13 protein-coding genes are annotated in these 15,007 nt (G+C 56.3%); 5 read left to right on the top strand and 8 right to left on the bottom strand.

The window, feature by feature from the left end; translation table 11 throughout:
* Positions 1–184: 184 nt before the first annotated feature.
* Entirely contained in the window at positions 185–2,059 is a 1,875-nt protein-coding gene (locus tag BHW66_RS12060; protein ID WP_102737778.1) for an SLC13 family permease, read from the bottom strand.
* A 131-nt stretch (positions 2,060–2,190) separates the two neighbouring features.
* On the opposite strand from BHW66_RS12060, the gene gluQRS reads away from it, so the two are divergent.
* Positions 2,191–3,036, top strand: a complete 846-nt coding sequence (gene gluQRS / locus BHW66_RS12055; protein ID WP_046437240.1) for a tRNA glutamyl-Q(34) synthetase GluQRS — start codon at positions 2,191–2,193, stop codon at positions 3,034–3,036.
* 56 nt (positions 3,037–3,092) lie between these two features.
* Here the strand turns inward: gluQRS and BHW66_RS12050 are convergent, their stop codons facing one another.
* The 4 genes from BHW66_RS12050 to BHW66_RS12035 are packed head-to-tail and all read right to left on the bottom strand — an operon-like array spanning position 3,093 to position 5,703.
* Positions 3,093–3,572 carry a hypothetical protein gene (locus BHW66_RS12050; protein WP_046437086.1) on the bottom strand — a complete coding sequence of 160 codons (480 nt, stop codon included), beginning with the start codon at positions 3,570–3,572 and terminating at the stop codon, positions 3,093–3,095.
* Positions 3,573–3,577: 5 nt separating this feature from the next.
* Positions 3,578–4,009: a hypothetical protein gene (locus BHW66_RS12045; protein ID WP_046437088.1), complete on the bottom strand. Its 432-nt coding sequence runs from the start codon at positions 4,007–4,009 to the stop codon at positions 3,578–3,580.
* A gap of 40 nt (positions 4,010–4,049) precedes the next feature.
* Positions 4,050–4,976: a 1,4-dihydroxy-2-naphthoate octaprenyltransferase gene (gene menA / locus BHW66_RS12040; protein WP_046437090.1), complete on the bottom strand. Its 927-nt coding sequence runs from the start codon at positions 4,974–4,976 to the stop codon at positions 4,050–4,052.
* 19 nt (positions 4,977–4,995) lie between these two features.
* Positions 4,996–5,703: a type I 3-dehydroquinate dehydratase gene (locus BHW66_RS12035; RefSeq protein ID WP_102732195.1), complete on the bottom strand. Its 708-nt coding sequence runs from the start codon at positions 5,701–5,703 to the stop codon at positions 4,996–4,998.
* Positions 5,704–6,032: 329 nt separating this feature from the next.
* On the opposite strand from BHW66_RS12035, the gene BHW66_RS12030 reads away from it, so the two are divergent.
* Entirely contained in the window at positions 6,033–6,857 is an 825-nt protein-coding gene (locus BHW66_RS12030) for a hypothetical protein (protein ID WP_146023910.1), read from the top strand.
* 206 nt (positions 6,858–7,063) lie between these two features.
* Here the strand turns inward: BHW66_RS12030 and BHW66_RS12025 are convergent, their stop codons facing one another.
* Both BHW66_RS12025 and BHW66_RS12020 read right to left on the bottom strand, forming a co-directional pair.
* Positions 7,064–7,984, bottom strand: coding sequence for a phage capsid protein (locus tag BHW66_RS12025; RefSeq protein ID WP_128153512.1), 921 nt, complete (start codon positions 7,982–7,984; stop codon positions 7,064–7,066).
* Between the two features lie 225 nt (positions 7,985–8,209).
* Positions 8,210–8,899 (bottom strand): polyphenol oxidase family protein, encoded by a 690-nt coding sequence (locus BHW66_RS12020; protein ID WP_046437096.1) that lies wholly within the window; start codon positions 8,897–8,899, stop codon positions 8,210–8,212.
* A gap of 188 nt (positions 8,900–9,087) precedes the next feature.
* On the opposite strand from BHW66_RS12020, the gene BHW66_RS12015 reads away from it, so the two are divergent.
* From BHW66_RS12015 to BHW66_RS12005, 3 genes are all read left to right on the top strand, one after another.
* Positions 9,088–9,777, top strand: coding sequence for an outer membrane lipoprotein-sorting protein (locus BHW66_RS12015; RefSeq protein ID WP_215712055.1), 690 nt, complete (start codon positions 9,088–9,090; stop codon positions 9,775–9,777).
* 146 nt (positions 9,778–9,923) lie between these two features.
* On the top strand, positions 9,924–10,886 hold the full coding sequence (locus BHW66_RS12010) for a polysaccharide deacetylase family protein (protein ID WP_102734511.1): 963 nt from the start codon (positions 9,924–9,926) through the stop codon (positions 10,884–10,886).
* 248 nt (positions 10,887–11,134) lie between these two features.
* On the top strand, positions 11,135–13,516 hold the full coding sequence (locus BHW66_RS12005) for a protein translocase subunit SecDF (protein WP_012420538.1): 2,382 nt from the start codon (positions 11,135–11,137) through the stop codon (positions 13,514–13,516).
* 286 nt (positions 13,517–13,802) lie between these two features.
* Here the strand turns inward: BHW66_RS12005 and BHW66_RS12000 are convergent, their stop codons facing one another.
* Positions 13,803–14,939 carry an EF-hand domain-containing protein gene (locus BHW66_RS12000; protein WP_022197508.1) on the bottom strand — a complete coding sequence of 379 codons (1,137 nt, stop codon included), beginning with the start codon at positions 14,937–14,939 and terminating at the stop codon, positions 13,803–13,805.
* Positions 14,940–15,007: the final 68 nt, after the last annotated feature.

Here is a 15,007-nt window from a genome sequence, read left to right as displayed (position 1 = left end):
TGGATGGATGAAACTACTGTTTTCCGTTGTTCTCTTCTTAAGGAGAAGGATAATGTAAAAGAAGAGCCCTGCTTTTAGACGAAACAGGGATATTGTTTTTTGTTCCCATGGGAATGATGGCGCCTTTGACCAGTCGCTTTGGTTTCCTTTCCGTTGACCGGGGCCTTCCAAAGCTATTATCGCTCTACTTGAGCGGATACAACCAGCCGATGGCGCAGGTAAAAATGACCCAGAGGAGCAGGTTGAGGGGGAGTCCCACTTTGACGAAGTCCTTAAATTTGTAACCGCCCGCATTGTACACGTAAGTGTTGGTCTGGTAGCCGATAGGGGTGGAGAAACTGGCGCTGGCGCCAAACATGACGGCCAGAATGAAGGGAACGGGGTTGGCGTCGAATTGCAGGGCCATTTCATAAGCCAGCGGCCCCATGACGGCGGCTACGGCATTGTTGGAGATCATCTCCGTCAGAATGGAGCAGAGCAGATACAGACCGGAGATGGCGACCAGGCACCCCAACGGGCCTATGTTATCCACTACGCCGAACGCGATGGCTTTGGCAAGCCCGGTTTTGCTCATGGCTTCCCCCACACACAGCATTCCCAGGATCAGGAAAATAATGCCCCAGTCCACCGACTGGTAGGCTTCCTTCGGCTTGATGCAGCCGGAGATGATGACGATGAGAGCTCCGATGAAAGCGAGATAGAAGGGATTGAAGCGCGCGAAGAATTTGAAGAATTCCCCGTATTGCTCAAAGGACCCCAGCAGGCCGATAAAAATGAACAGCCCCATGGCCAGGATGGCCCAGCCCTGTTTGCTGCGGTTGTGCGCTTCCGCGGGGCGCTGGCTCAGGGGGATGATGCGCTGCTTGGTCAGGATGCGGTTCATTCCTTCCTGCGGTCCTTCCAGAAGAAGCGTGTCCCCTGCCGCCAGCTTGGTATTCGGCCCCATGTCCGTAATGTTTTTGCCCTGCCTGTGGATGGCGAGCACGAAGATGTTGAATCGCTGGCGCAGCTTGAGTTCGGACAGGGACAGCCCGGCGAATTCGGAATTGTTGGCGATCATGCCTTCCACGATTTGCACATCGCGCTGTTCCAGCGTTTCCAGCCCGCGGCTGTCATCCCAGCCCAGGTCCACGCCTTTGGCTTCCCGCACCTGGTTGACTTTTCTGGCGTTGCACAGGAAAAGAATGCGGTCTCCTTCTTCCAGGTTGATGTGCTGCAACTCTTCCTGCATGGAGAACCCCCTGCGGCGCACTTCCACGATTTTGGTGCCCAGCAGTTCGGTTTGCATCAGGTTGATGGGAGTGGTGCCGATGTGGGGGGAATCCGCGGGAATTCTGACTTGGAGCAGGAAATCGCGCTGGATGCCGCCCGGAAGCATGGTGGACAAAGTGGGGCGGGATGGAAGCCATTTGCGGCCTAATGTCCAGAGGTAGAGCAGGCCTGCCGCCGCATAAATCAGGCCCATGGGTGTTACCGTGAACATCTGGATGCCGTCATAACCCAGTTTCTGCACCTGGCCGAGCACAACTACGTTGGTGGATGTTCCGACCACGGAGCAGGTGCCTCCCAGAATGGTGGCGTAGGAGAGGGGGATGAGCAGCTTGGAGGCCGCGATGTTATGGTCCCTGCAGAAGGCCAGCACGATAGGCATCAGGATGACGACCACCGGGGTGTTGTTGACGAAGGGGGAAACCATGAACGCTCCCAGAGTGATGACCAGCAGGGCGGTCAGTTCCCTTCCCTTGGCTACCTTGTTGAACAGTTTGGAAAGGTCTCCTATTAATCCTGTTCTTTCCAGGGAAGCGCTCAGAATGAACATGCACACTACTGTCAGCGGTCCGCTGTTGGCAAAGCTGGACAGCACATCACGCGTGCTCAGAATTCCCGTGAGCATGAGGACGGCGGTGCCTGTCAGGGCTGTGATTTCCACGGGCATCCATTCCTTGATGAAGCTGATGAATAACAGGACCAGCAAAATGCCTACAATCCATTGCTGGGCGGCCGCTGATTCCAGCCAGCCTATGACGGAGGCGGAGTTGATGTTGAGAAGAGGAAGCATGGCTTGAAAGTTGAAGGTGTGGGGAAAGGGTCCAACTCTCCTACTTTCCCGGCTTCTATCTGTCAAGCCGCAATAATTTTCCGGAAAGGGTTTGAAAAGGTTCCTGCGCTTTTTTATTGTTGGTGCGCCGCATGGATTCCCCCATAATAACAAGGTTCGCTCCCAGCCCTACAGGCAATCTCCATTTGGGGCACGCCCTGGCTGCGTGGGAAGCCCGTTCCCTGGCGAACCGTTTTTCCGGGAAGTGCGTGCTGAGGATAGAAGATATCGATCAGACGCGGTGCCGTCCGGAGTTTGTTCAGGGCATATTGAAAGATCTGGAGTGGCTGGGCATCCGCTTTGACGGTCCCATGATGGTTCAGTCTTCACGCTTCAGCGCTTATGAACACGCTCTTCAGACGCTGAAGGACCGGGGCGTGTTGTACCCCTGTTTCTGTACGCGCCGGGAGATTGCGGAGGAGGTGGCCGCCATGGGTGGGGCGCCGCAGGGGGGCTGCGTGGACGTATATCCGGGAACTTGCCGGCTGCTTGACAAGGGGCGCAGGAAAGAGCTTCTCAAATCCGGCAAACCTTTTTCCTGGCGGCTGGATTGCCGTGCTGCGGCGCGGATTACCGGTCCCCTGCTATGGAGGGACATGCGGTTCGGAGATCAGGTCTGCCGTCCGGAAGAACTGGGGGATGTGATTCTGGGCCGCAAGGACTGCGCCGCCAGCTACCATATTGCCGTGGTTGTGGACGACGCCGCCCAGGGAGTCACCCATGTAAGCCGTGGTGAGGATTTATTCCCTGTGACGGGCATCCACCGGACGCTCCAGGCCCTGTTGGGGCTTCCTGTTCCGCAGTGGTATCATCACCGGCTGGTGAAGGATGCTTCCGGCAAGCGGCTCGCCAAGAGGGACAGGAGCCTGAGCCTTCAGGAAATGCGTGCCGCCGGGATGCGGCCGGAAGATGTGTTCCGGCTGATGCGGGAGAGCTGAGGGATTTTCATTCCCTTATAGGCGGGGGTGCGTTGTTCCGCCGGGAAAGGCAGGGTTCAGGCTGTGGCTTGCGTTTTTCCAGCAGCCGGTCGGGTGGTTTTCTTTCCGATGCAGAGCAGGCATGCATAAGCCGCCGCCAGGGTCAGCAGGAGAAGGGAGCTCAGGATGGCCAGCAGATTCAGATGCCCCAGGGGGATGAGCCATGCATGCGGCATGGCTGCCGTTCCTGTCAGTATCTGGGGAAGCCAGATGAAGGCCGCCTGGGAAAACAGGCTGACGGCTGTGAAGGCCAGCCCCGCGGCCAGGGTGAGCCATACCGCCGGAAGTACCGGCAGGAATGTTTCATGGATGTTTTTTTTCATGGCCCGTGCCGTTCCTGCGAATATGGAAACGAGAAACAGGGGGGCCAGCAATGCGGAGGCAGGGAGGGTGTCCCAAAGGAGCCATGTGCAGAGGGGGGAGATGGCCGTCAGGAGGCCCGCGCTCTTAATCAGGAGGCCCCGGGGCGGCGGGGCTGGTGCCGCATCGTGGTTCATATCCGTTAATCGGGCCAGACATTGCCGGGAGTGCTTCCCTGGGTAATGACGACTTCCTGGCCTATTTTCAGGGTGAAGTTGGGCGTTACTTCCTGCTGTACTTCCACTAGTTCGTTCGTATCCTTGAGCTTGACGCGCACGCGGATCATTTTGACGGCTTCCACCCTGCCGTCCACGATGGAGCCTGTGGCGGAAGCCAGTTTTGAGGTCCCCATGCCGATGATACCGGGAGTCATGGCCTCCGCCGCCGTTCCGGCCATGTTGGCAAAGGTGCCGTCGTCCGTGGAGGTAAGGACGTTGATTTCCTTGATGCGGACCACGTTGCCCAGCTTGATGGTCGTCACTTTGCCGGTGGCGATTTCCAGATTGCTTTTTTGGGTGCAGGAGAAAAGGACAGGGAGAATAAGAAAAGCGGGAATTAATGGAAGCGGATTCATGATGAACGTAGTTAACTACGCTGGCAGGGTTAAGCGTTTTTCATCGTGTGGGAAGAATTGTGTAGGTAGCCAGATATAGGAGCAAATGGAGGGAGGAGAGTGCCAGTACCCTGTTCATGCGGCTGTCCGCAGGCGTTTTGCGGATTAGGAGCATCAGATACCCGCCGAAGAGGATGGAGGGTATCCACATCCACCACGTGTGGGACAGGTTCAGGTGAAGGGCCCGGCTGGATGTAGGCAGCGTGATGTAGGCAGCCAGGATGAAAGACTGGGCCATGGCGCGCGCCTTTCCTTCTCCCAGCCGCACGGCCAGCGTGCGCTTGCCCGTAGTGAGGTCTTCCTTTCTGTCGCGGATATTGTTGACGGATATCATGACGGCGCACAGGAGGCCGCATTGAATGCCTGTTACGATGCCGGCATTGTACACCGCAAGCGATTCCACCAACGTGCCGGGCACGACGGGTGCCGTGCCTATCTGTACCAGAATGGTTCCCAGTACGGCAACCAGTCCGAAGAAGAGGATGACGAATATTTCCCCCAGGCCCTTGTAGGCCAGCGGCCACGGCCCTCCCGTATATCCATAGGTGAAGTAGAGGGACGGGATGCCGATGGCGAGGATGGGCCAGCCGCGCAGTTCGATAAGGGGAAAGGCCAGCAGGCACGCTCCCAGCAGGAAGAAGAGGCCAATGAGCATGACTGTTCCGTGGGAGAGGGCTCCGCTGGCCGTCATGCGCACGGGTCCGGTCCGCTGTTCTGTATCGGCGTGCTTGGCATGGTCAATGGCGTCATTGAAAAAATTGCAGGCAATCTGGAGGCACAGGCAGGAAGCCAGCGTCAGGAGGGCCAGGGACGCATTCCAGCTGCCGGTCAGTTTCTGCACCACCATGCAGCCTGCCCATACTGGAATCAGGGAGGCGGTGAGCGTCTTGGGGCGTGCCGCCAGAAAGGCGGAAGTAATGATATTCATGTGAGGGAAGGCTCCGTAATCAGCGGAGAATGGGGCCGAGGCGGCGGAGGGTTTCCTTAATGAGTGAGACGTGCCATTGCCCGGGGGCCGTTTCCTCTTCTCCCAGGTAGCCGTATACCAGGCAGGAGCCCAGTTGAGAGTAAAGCAGGCGGGAGACGGGGCCCATGGGCCCCATTCCCATGACGGCGATCGGTCCCTTGGGCTTGGTGAAAAGCTGTACTCCTGTCTGGATGTCCGAGGCCAGGCAGGGCGTGAATGCAAATTTGACGATATCCGCCTTGTAGGAGCGCGCCTTTTTTTCCTGTTCGCGCAGGTAATCCACACCCGGCGTGATTTGGAAATCATGGGTGGAGCCGATGATGATGACGTCCCGATCCCGCGCTTCCATAATCAGTTCCCTGGCGTGGCGCATGGCCTTGATTTCAATGTCCATGGCGGCGGCATATGGCATATAGGCCCGGAGCAGGGCAAAGCGCTCTTCTTCCGGGATGCGGCGCAGTCCTCCTTCCTCATGGCAGCGCACGGTGACCAGCAGGGGCATCTCCGGCCGGAACTCCATAACCTGTTCAGTGGTGAGTTCCGGGGGAAGGGCATCCACGCGCAGTTCCACTAGATCGCACTGGTCTGTTAAATCTTTTCCTTTCAGCGTTTTCCATAGCTCCCACGAGGTAACGGACGCAACGATTTTCGGCGGATAGGCCTGATGTTCACGTACAATCTGCTGCATACATCCTACTATCCCAGCAAAGGAAGGAAGGTCAATCTTCTATTGATGAGTTCCACTTCATTTTGGGACCGAGTATGTCAGTTCGCCTGCCTTTTCCCTTTTGGAACTGTGTTTTTCTTCCTGTGCCAACCCTGTTGGCCGGTTTCCCGGCAGACGGATTGACGGATGTTGGCGCCGGCTGCCGTTCAGGATGTCGGCAGGGCTGTTTCGTATGGCCCGTTTCCTTGTTGTGGCGGAGGGCGTTATTTTCCTGCCTCTGCACGTTAAAAACATGTTGAGAATGGAGGTCCGGCTTGAAAAGGGAGTTCGGATGGAGCTAGGTGAAAGCCATGAATATGCTTTGGTCAAGGTTATTGCGGATGGGGCGGAATCCCTTTTGGGCGGCTTTGGATGCCGTGCTGGTGGTAAGGACGGAAAAAGATTCGTCCGGACATCCGGAATGGTCCTGGAAGGCGTATGTCCCTCATGGCGTTCCGGTTCATGAATTGCCTCCGGTGCCCGTTCCTCTTCCGGAAGGGGATTGGGATAAGGAGCGGTTTCGTAAGGAAAGACGGAAAGCTGCCCGGGTGCTGGGTCACCAGGCCGCTTTAACGCTGGCTTCTTCCCTCCATTTCTCCCGTTTCATGATTGTGGAGGAAGAGTGCCGTTTTAGGCTGCCGGTAATAGGTTCCACGGCGCGGATGCTTGGGCAGCTGCTGAAAGGCTGCCGGGAAAGAACTGCTCTGTTTTTAAGTGAGCCGCGTTTGTCTCCCCATACGGCCTGCTCCGTGGCGAAAGGGGAAAAATCCATCCTGTTGCGCGTAACGGATATGGCGGCATCATCTGCGTATGTGATGGACCTTTCCTTATGTGAACGCATTCTTTTATCTCTTCCGTCAGATCAGCGGGTCTGGCCATGGCTGAGGTATTATGGTTCTCTGGAGGAATGGTTTGCCCGGTATCTGGGACGTTATGGTGATTTATATGCTCTTTCCCCTGCGTTCGTTTCCTGCGGAGAGGGCGCTCCCATTCCCTCCCTCTGCAAATCCCTGGGCCATTTCAATAATGCACGCACCAAATATACGGATCTGTCTTATCTGGTGAATCCGGCGGTCAATTCATGGCGCTGGCTGAAAAACGTGAACATTTTTTCCGGCAGAAAAAGGCTTGGGTGAGAACCCCGGGGATGCGTTTTGCTCCGGCTTCGCCGGATTACCGTTTGCGGGGGATGAACGCCTGCATGGCTGGGGCTGCCGTCTTACGGCAGAGCTTGAAATAAGATGTTCCGTGCGCCCATCATCTCAAAAGCAAAACCCCGGACCGCAGGCGGTCCGGGGCGGCTCCCTTTTTCCGGAGGGAGGATGCCGTGATATTAGAGGGGTTAGCTGGCTCCTTCGTCGCACAGGATCTTGACAAAGCCTTCCTCCTGGAGGCGGGTGGCGCCGCAGGCGAACTTGGCCCGGATTTGCAGGGCTTCCTCCATATCGTCGCGCACGGAAAGCTTCACTTTGAAATCATTCCATATGCCAAACTGGGCCTTGCTCTTTACCCAGGCCAGGCAGGAACGGACTCCCTCTTCTGTTTTGGGAAGCCTCTGGGTGCGGATGAATTTGAATCCCATGAAGGTGTCTATTTTCCCTTCCACCAGGGCTTTTACATTGTTGAAGTCATAACTGCTGACCTCCGTTTCCCGCAGCAGGTTCATGATTTGGGAACTGGTTACCGCAATGACGAGCTGGTCTCCGAACTGCGGGGCATCCTGGTTCCAGGCTTCGTTTTCCTCAAAAAGCTGGAGGGCTGCGCGCAGCTTGGCCACGGTAAGGTTGCTGGCGGATTTGGTGCCGCTGTCCACGTGATCCACGGCTATTTGCTGGCTTTCCTTGAACGGAACGGCGGTCATGCCGTCTTCTCCCACGTAGTTCGTATCCAGAAAGCCGGAGATCATCACGTCGTCCATGCGGCGGCCTGCTGCGGCCTGGAGACCTTCAATCGTCTTGCTGACGGGAAGGTCCATGTCTCCCAGGCGGGTGGCGTCAAATTCATCGTAGCCAATGGCTTTGGTGAACGTGCGCGGCCGCATGGACCGGCGTGTGGTGGGAGCCTCGTTCAAAACGGTCTGCCCCACCCGCGTGGTTTTTTCCGTGAAGTCCAGAATGCCGAATTGATCCAGAAATACTACTTTGCCGCTCAAGTCGCGCATGACGCTGACATACTTGTCCAGCCGGGAGGCGTGCTGCTGGAGCAGGGTGCCCCATTTTCTGGTGTATTTTACCTGATAATTATCGCTGATAGTTACTGCCATGATTGCAAATATAATGATAGTTTGAATGCAGGAACGGCAATTTGGATTATCGGGTCCGGAATAACCGGAGCGGTCCTGCCGCAAGCGGGATGCGGCCATGTCCCCTGCGGGATTGCGGGCCGGTCCCATCCAGCGCTAACGTATATGGACTACAAGGCAGAAAAGCGCACCACGGCAGAATCGTGATGCGCTGTATAAGGAATGAAAGGCTTCGCCTTCCCGCTGTTAAAGAATAATCGCGTGCGTCCGCGTAGCGTGATCCGGGCCGAAAAGAGCCAGCATGCGGCCCGTTTGCCCTTTTTCCATGCGGTAGGAGTAAAAACGCTTGGTATCCGCCGCCGTGTCCAGCCCGGAATCATGAATCTGTTCTTCCGGTACCCCTGCTTCAATGAGCTGTGCCTTAATGGCTGTAGGAATGTCTTCCTCATAATGAGGCGGGCGGATACAGGGGGAAATGACGGCAATCAGGTTGGACGGTTCCACCCCAAGGCATTTTTTCATGGACTTGATGGTGTTGGAAACGATGTTGCCGGCGATTCCCGCCTTGCCTGAATGAATCAGGGAACGGTGGCAGTTTTCCTTGTCGTACAACCACACGGCGGCGCAGTCCGCCACGTAAATGGCAAGCACGCAGTCGGAAACTCCGGAACAAATCAGGCCGTCCGCGCCTTCCACAGGATAATTGGAGCCGATGTCCCCCACCAGGGCAACTTTCGTGCCGTGCACCTGTTCGGCGCGGCGCAGGTCTTTCCACCGCCAGCCCAGGGCTTCCACTTCCGCCTTATGGTACGGTTCCAGCCGTTCCAGCACGGTTTCGCGATCTCCGGCGACGTCTACTCCCGGAATTCTCTCAATGAATTGGACGATTTCTCCGGGATAGGACTGGATAGGCTTCAAGAATGCTGGCGTTTCCATAATTGATGGATCAATAAATGTCGTTGGGGACATCTTGTCGTTTTGTATTACCTAGTCGAGCAAAATTTGGCGTAAAATGTCACGGACGCCGCCCGGTGACTGAGAAAAGGTTTTTTTCCGCCTTTCCGGAGTGATATGAGCAATTCATGCTGCGCAGGTATTCTTTACTTTCCACTTTTTTTGCGGGAATGACCGCCGTGTTTTTTTCCTTTGCCGCCTCCTTGGCCCAGGAGGCTTCTCCGGATGCCGGGCAGCTGCTGAAAAGGGTGCGCCAGGGGGCAACTCTTCAGGAAAACAAGGACATTAAGGGGCAAATACGCAAACGCAGCGTCAAAATTCCCTTTTCCATGAGTCTGCGCGGCAATCTGATAGCCTTCCAGTACCAGCTCAATAATGTCTGGAACAGGTTCGATCTGAAATTCAAGGACCGCGGCCAGGAGATCCTTTCCTGGAAGGACGGGAAAGCCGGTGTTTTGCCGGTTGCCCAGTATACGGTGCCCATTGCGGGGACGGACGTAACGTACGAAGATCTTTCCATGCGCTACCTGTACTGGCCCCAGGCAAAAATTGTCCGGGATGATGCGGCGAGCACCGTCAAGGGGCGGGATTGCTGGATTGTCCAGATACCGAATCCTAATTCCGGGGTGGGGCAATATGCCTGGGTGCGCGTCTGGATTGATAAGGAGAACGGCGCCATGTGGCAGGTGGATGGCATTGACCGCCGCGGGGAGCTGGCTAAAAGGTTCATGATTGATTCCGTGATGAAATTGAAGGACGGATCCTGGTTTTTCAAACGGATGAAGGTGGAGGTCCGGGATCCTTCTAATCCGCGCAGAACGGTCTCCGTCAGCTACATAGATATGGACAGCCCGGAATAGCCTTCCGGTTCCCGTTCCATTCCCCGCGGAGCTTTCGGATTATTCTTTCCGGGGCATGGGGGCGGATTCCTTTTCATGCCGCACGGATGGATGATTTAGGACGTGACAAGAAGGCGGGATGGGCGTAAATCCTCCAAAAACCTGTTATGAAGAAACATTTATTCCTTGCATGTGCCCTGGCGTTCGGCATGTCCGCCTGTTCCCAGCACCAGGAGCAGCCGGCGGAGTCCGGTTCTCCGGTGAAAACGACCATTTCTCCCGTGACTGCTCCTGGGAAAAAGCCGGACCGGCCGGCCGTGAAATTGCCTCCCAAGTCCGTTCCGGTGCCTTCCGTAAGCCCGTCCTATAATAATACTCCTCTTTCCCCGCGCATTCCGGGGGTAACGGTCAACCGTGTGGCTGTGCCGGACAAGGTGGTGGCCCTCACCTTTGATGACGGTCCCCATGGAACGCTGACCCCCAGGGTGCTGGACATCCTGCGCGACAATAACGTCAAGGGTACTTTCTTCATGCAGGGCTGCAATGTGAAGGCTCATCCCCAGGTAGTGCGCCGCATGGTCAATGAGGGGCATGAAGTAGGCAACCATACATGGAATCACGTTTATCTGAGCAAAGTGCCCCGCGAAAAAGCGGAATCCCAGCTCCAGAGCACTAATGAAGCCATCCGCAACGCCTGCGGCGTTGTCCCCGTGGTCATGCGCCCCCCCGGCGGCTATACGAATGCAGGCGTGGCGTCCTGGGCCCGCCAGCGCTTCGGCTTCACCACGGTCATGTGGGATGTGGACACGAATGACTGGCGCAAGCCCGGCTCCTCCGTGGTGGCCGCCCGCGCCGTGAACGGCGCCAAACCCGGCTCCATCATTCTGGTGCATGACATTCACGCTTCCACGGTGGCGGCGGTGGACGCCATTGTGAAGGGATTGAAAAACCGCGGCTATGAACTGGTGACCGTTTCCGAACTTATCAGGAGAGGACGTGCCGCCGCCGGCCATGCTCCTTCCATGCCCGCGGCTCCTGCTGTCCCGGATTCTTCTCCTCTTGCCGTTCCCTCGATTGTGGCTCCCGCGGAGCCTGTTCCCGCTCCGGCGGAGACGGTGGCCGGCATGTAATCCCCGGTGTTTTTCCTTTTCCTTTCAACCCGGTTTCCCTGCGGAAACCGGGTTATTCATTGCCTTTCCGGAGCATTTTTCCCACCGCCCCGGAAAGGAGGCTTTCCCCTTAACGGGCACACGCACAGAAGGCTTGACCTGCTGGTGAATTTCTCCACAATCCTTTGCCGTATTATTCACACCCAATCCGGATTGAAATGTCTATGAATCTCCTGGCATCTGCCGATACTCTACCCGCACCTGGCGGAATGTCCGCTCCTCTCGCCTTCATCTACGATCTCTTCAATAACCCTCTTTTCATCTTCATTGGCGGTCTGGTGTTGCTGGGTGTGTTTTTCTGGTACCTGGGTTCCGACCAGGACAAGGTCAAGCGCAATGCCGGAACGATTTTCATTATCGGCATTGCGTCTTTTTCCCTGTTCTCCCTCTTCCAGCAGGGGTTGAAATACGGCATTGACATTGCCGGGGGCGTCTCCTTCACGTTGAGCGTGGAACCGAATATCGGAGACGACGGCAAGCCCATTCCCCTGACGGACCAGGCCATGGAACAGGCATGCGTGATCCTGACGGACCGCCTTAACAGTACCGGGGCCAATGACGTCATTATCCGCCCGAAGAAAAAAGACAACCTGAATCTTATAGAAGTTCAAATCCCCGCTGCGGATCCTGCCAAGCGCGAGGAAACCAAGGCCATCCTGACCAAAGTAGCCAAACTTCAGATTCTCCCTGTCCACCCGCGTAACAACGAACTGGTGGCGGAGGGGCGCATCCGCGTTCCCGGCTACAGGATGTATGAATATACCTTCAAAAACGGCAAGGGTGAGGACGTCACGGAAAAAATATTCCTGGAAAAGCGTGAATCGCTGACAGGCAGGGATATCGTGCGCGCCGGAGTGGATCTGGCCCGTCCCGGCCACGTCAACGTCACCCTGAGCAACGAAGGGGCGGACAAGATGTATAACCTGACTTCCCGCATGCAGCTGGGCCACGACCGCATGGCCATTGTGCTGGATGATGTGGTCAAGAGCGCTCCAACGGTCCAGGCCATTCTTTCGAAAAGTTTTGAAATCAGCGGGCTGGATGCTCCCGGAGAGGCTGAAGCCCTGACGAAGGTGCTTTCCAACCCCCTTACCAACAAGCTCAATTTTGAGTCCGCCAGTGAAATTTCCGCCTCTTTGGGGCATACGGCCCTCCTTCAGGGGGAATACGCTGGCATTACGGGATTGATCCTCTGCTTCATCATGATGATCATCTACTACCGCTTTGCCGGTTTGGTGGCTATCATGGGTCTGACGATCAATGCCCTGCTTCTTCTGGGAGCCATGTCTATCTTCGGGTTTGAGCTGACGCTGCCGGGTATTGCCGGTATTGTGCTGACTCTGGGCGTGGCGGTGGACTCGAACGTGTTGATTTATGAACGCCTGCGGGAAGAAAAGGAAATGGGGCGCCCCTTCCGCGTGGCTATCCGCAACTCCTTTGACAAGGCGTTCTCCGCCATCTTTGACTCCAATATCACCTCGCTCATTACCGCCGTCATCCTGTACTGGATGGCAACCGGCACCATCAAGGGGTTTGCCGTCACGTTGACAGTAGGCGTCATCACTTCCATGATTGGGGCGATTCTCGTTACCCGCGTCCTGTTCTACTGGGCGGATACCGTCGGCATGATGAAGGATCTTAAATTCCTCAACCTCTTCAAGAAAAAGACGAACATCGACTTCATGAGCCAGAAAATCTGGTCCTGCTCTCTTTCCGCCATTCTGCTGATGATATGCATTGTATTTGGCGCCGTAAAGGGCAAGGATTGCCTGGGCATGGACTTTACGGGCGGTTCTTCCATTTCCTATCTGGTGAACAAGGGTGACATCTCCTTCCGGGAAGTGGAAGGCGTGGTCAACAAGCTGTCCCTGACCCAGAAGGCTACGGTGCAGGAGGTGGCGGAGTCCACGGACAGCAGCAAAGTGAATATTCTGATTAATTTCTCCGACCATGCCCAGGACAAGGAGGCTATCACCACGGCATTGGACAAGGCGTTTCCGGTTCTGGACAACGCTCCGTTCAGTGAAGAAACCATCGGGCAGTCCATGGGGTACGATACGCTCATTACTTCCGCATGGGCCCTTTTCTTCGGCATTCTGGGAATCATGGTTTACCTGACGGTGCGGTTTGAATGGACCTTCGCCATTGGTGCGGTCATCGCCCTGACGCATGACGTCCTGCTGGTGCTTGGCCTGGTGATTGTCAGCGGAACGGAGCTGAATGTTATTCATATTGGCGCGTTGTTGACGGTGGCGGGGTACTCCATCAATGACAAAATTATCGTATTTGACCGCATCCGCGAATTCCTCCGCTTCTCCGACCCGAATGAAAGCGCTTCACAAATCATGAACGAAGCCATTAACCAGACGCTTTCCCGTACTATTTTGACCTCTCTTTCCACGCTGGCCGTGCTGGTGTGCCTGTACTTCTTTGGAGGTCCTTCCATGGAAGACTTCGCCTGGACGATTTCCGCAGGCATTTTGATTGGTACGTACTCCTCCATCTTCATCGCTTCTCCGGCGGCTCTTTTCTTCTCCCGGAAGCATGGGTTGCATGAAGAAGTCAGACAGGCCATGAAGGCCGGAGCCTGAGGTTTGGCGTTGAGCCGTTAAATCTCTGACCGGGGAAGGCTGAATGCCTTCCCCGGTCTGTTTCTTGGAAAGAGAGGGAAAGGCTCTGTATGGAATAACCTCCGTGTTCTTTTCCCGTCCGCCTCTTTCGCTTTTCCTGTTTCCACCATATGCGGCTACGGCTTCCGCATGGCTCTTCTGTCTCGCATTCCTCCCTCTTTTATTTCAGGCATAAGAAAACCCCGCCTGCCGTTAGGCAGACGGGGCCGTATCTCTGGTTTCCTGCTATGTATTTCTGCGGGTGAGATTATTCATCATCCCCTTCCTCCTGTGCCGGGGCGGGAGGGGGAGGCATGTCGTTGTTGCCGCGGGCTGCCTTTCTGGCTTCCCTGCGCGCTTCAAGAGCCTTGGAAGCGTCAGCGTTGAGCTGGGCCATTTCAGCCTCATTCAATTTTCCGTCCTTGTCGGCGTCATACTTTTCTTCAATCAGGATCCATCCGGCAGCCATGATCGGGGCGCGGTTGGGGTCAAGCTGGGGACGGGGACCGTTAGGGCGGTTGCCGTGGGGGCCCCGGTTACCGTCTTCCCGGCGTCCTTCACCGCCTCTGCGGCCTTCCGGTCCTCTGGGAGCGCGGGGGCCTTCAGCTCTGGGGCCTCCCGGACGCCTCGGACCGTCCATGTTGGGCATTCTCGGTCCTTTGGGGCCACCGGGAACGGCATGGTGCGGGCCGGGCTGGCCGTGATGAGGGGGAATGGACTGCAATTCTTCCGGGGAGAGCTTCCCGTCGCCGTCTTTGTCAAATTTTTTGATCATGGCGGCGGCGTGGGCTTCCTGGCGGGCTTTCATTTCTTCCATGCGCTTGGCAGCTTCCGGATGGTTTTTTGCCCAATCTTCCCGCATGGCTTTCTTTTCCTCGTCGGAAAGCTTGCCATCGCCATCCTTATCGTACTTCTTAAGAATTTCGGCTTTCCTGGCTTCCTGGCGGGCTTTCATTTCTTCCATGCGTTTGGCAGCTTCCGGATGGTCCTTAAGCCATTCTTCCTGCATAGCCTTTCTTTCCTCCTTGGAAAGCTTGCCGTCCCCATCCTTGTCAAATTTCTTCAGGATGGCGGCTTTCTTGGCTTCCTGGGCCTTCTTGACGTCGGCTTGCAGAACGGCTATTTCCTCGTCGGAAAGCTTTCCGTCCTTGTCGGTATCGTATTTGGCCAATACCAGTTCTTCTCCGACAATCATGATACCGGGATCGATTCTCTTCATCTGAACTCGTTTTGGCCCCTGGCGGTCTCTGCCTCCGGCATGGTGGCGATGACCTCCCCTTCTTTCAGGGGGGGGCTGCATTTCAGGAGCATCGGAAGGAGCCTCCGGAGCGGGAGGCGGCGGAGCGTCCTGAGCGAACGCGGAACATGCGGCGAAAGCCGCGGCGATAATCATTTGCTTGGTCATATCTTTGAATGGTGAGGTTTGATGCGTTTCGGAAAGGAGCGTGCGCTGCGGTGTTTCAAACAGGCGGA

Origin of the sequence: Akkermansia sp. 54_46, from assembly GCF_001917295.1 — a bacterium.
Classification (GTDB): domain Bacteria; phylum Verrucomicrobiota; class Verrucomicrobiia; order Verrucomicrobiales; family Akkermansiaceae; genus Akkermansia; species Akkermansia muciniphila.
This window is presented reverse-complemented; position numbering and strand designations above follow the sequence as displayed.

Excerpts from the sequence above, each read along its gene's own strand:
- BHW66_RS12060 (WP_102737778.1), bottom strand. The coding sequence starts at position 2,059 with ATGCTTCCTCTTCTCAACATCAACTCCGCCTCCGTCATAGGCTGGCTG.
- gluQRS (WP_046437240.1), top strand. The coding sequence starts at position 2,191 with ATGGATTCCCCCATAATAACAAGGTTCGCTCCCAGCCCTACAGGCAAT.
- BHW66_RS12050 (WP_046437086.1), bottom strand. The coding sequence starts at position 3,572 with ATGAACCACGATGCGGCACCAGCCCCGCCGCCCCGGGGCCTCCTGATT.
- BHW66_RS12045 (WP_046437088.1), bottom strand. The coding sequence starts at position 4,009 with ATGAATCCGCTTCCATTAATTCCCGCTTTTCTTATTCTCCCTGTCCTT.
- menA (WP_046437090.1), bottom strand. The coding sequence starts at position 4,976 with ATGAATATCATTACTTCCGCCTTTCTGGCGGCACGCCCCAAGACGCTC.
- BHW66_RS12035 (WP_102732195.1), bottom strand. The coding sequence starts at position 5,703 with ATGCAGCAGATTGTACGTGAACATCAGGCCTATCCGCCGAAAATCGTT.
- BHW66_RS12030 (WP_146023910.1), top strand. The coding sequence starts at position 6,033 with ATGAATATGCTTTGGTCAAGGTTATTGCGGATGGGGCGGAATCCCTTT.
- BHW66_RS12025 (WP_128153512.1), bottom strand. The coding sequence starts at position 7,984 with ATGGCAGTAACTATCAGCGATAATTATCAGGTAAAATACACCAGAAAA.
- BHW66_RS12020 (WP_046437096.1), bottom strand. The coding sequence starts at position 8,899 with ATGGAAACGCCAGCATTCTTGAAGCCTATCCAGTCCTATCCCGGAGAA.
- BHW66_RS12015 (WP_215712055.1), top strand. The coding sequence starts at position 9,088 with ATGACCGCCGTGTTTTTTTCCTTTGCCGCCTCCTTGGCCCAGGAGGCT.
- BHW66_RS12010 (WP_102734511.1), top strand. The coding sequence starts at position 9,924 with ATGAAGAAACATTTATTCCTTGCATGTGCCCTGGCGTTCGGCATGTCC.
- BHW66_RS12005 (WP_012420538.1), top strand. The coding sequence starts at position 11,135 with ATGTCCGCTCCTCTCGCCTTCATCTACGATCTCTTCAATAACCCTCTT.
- BHW66_RS12000 (WP_022197508.1), bottom strand. The coding sequence starts at position 14,939 with ATGACCAAGCAAATGATTATCGCCGCGGCTTTCGCCGCATGTTCCGCG.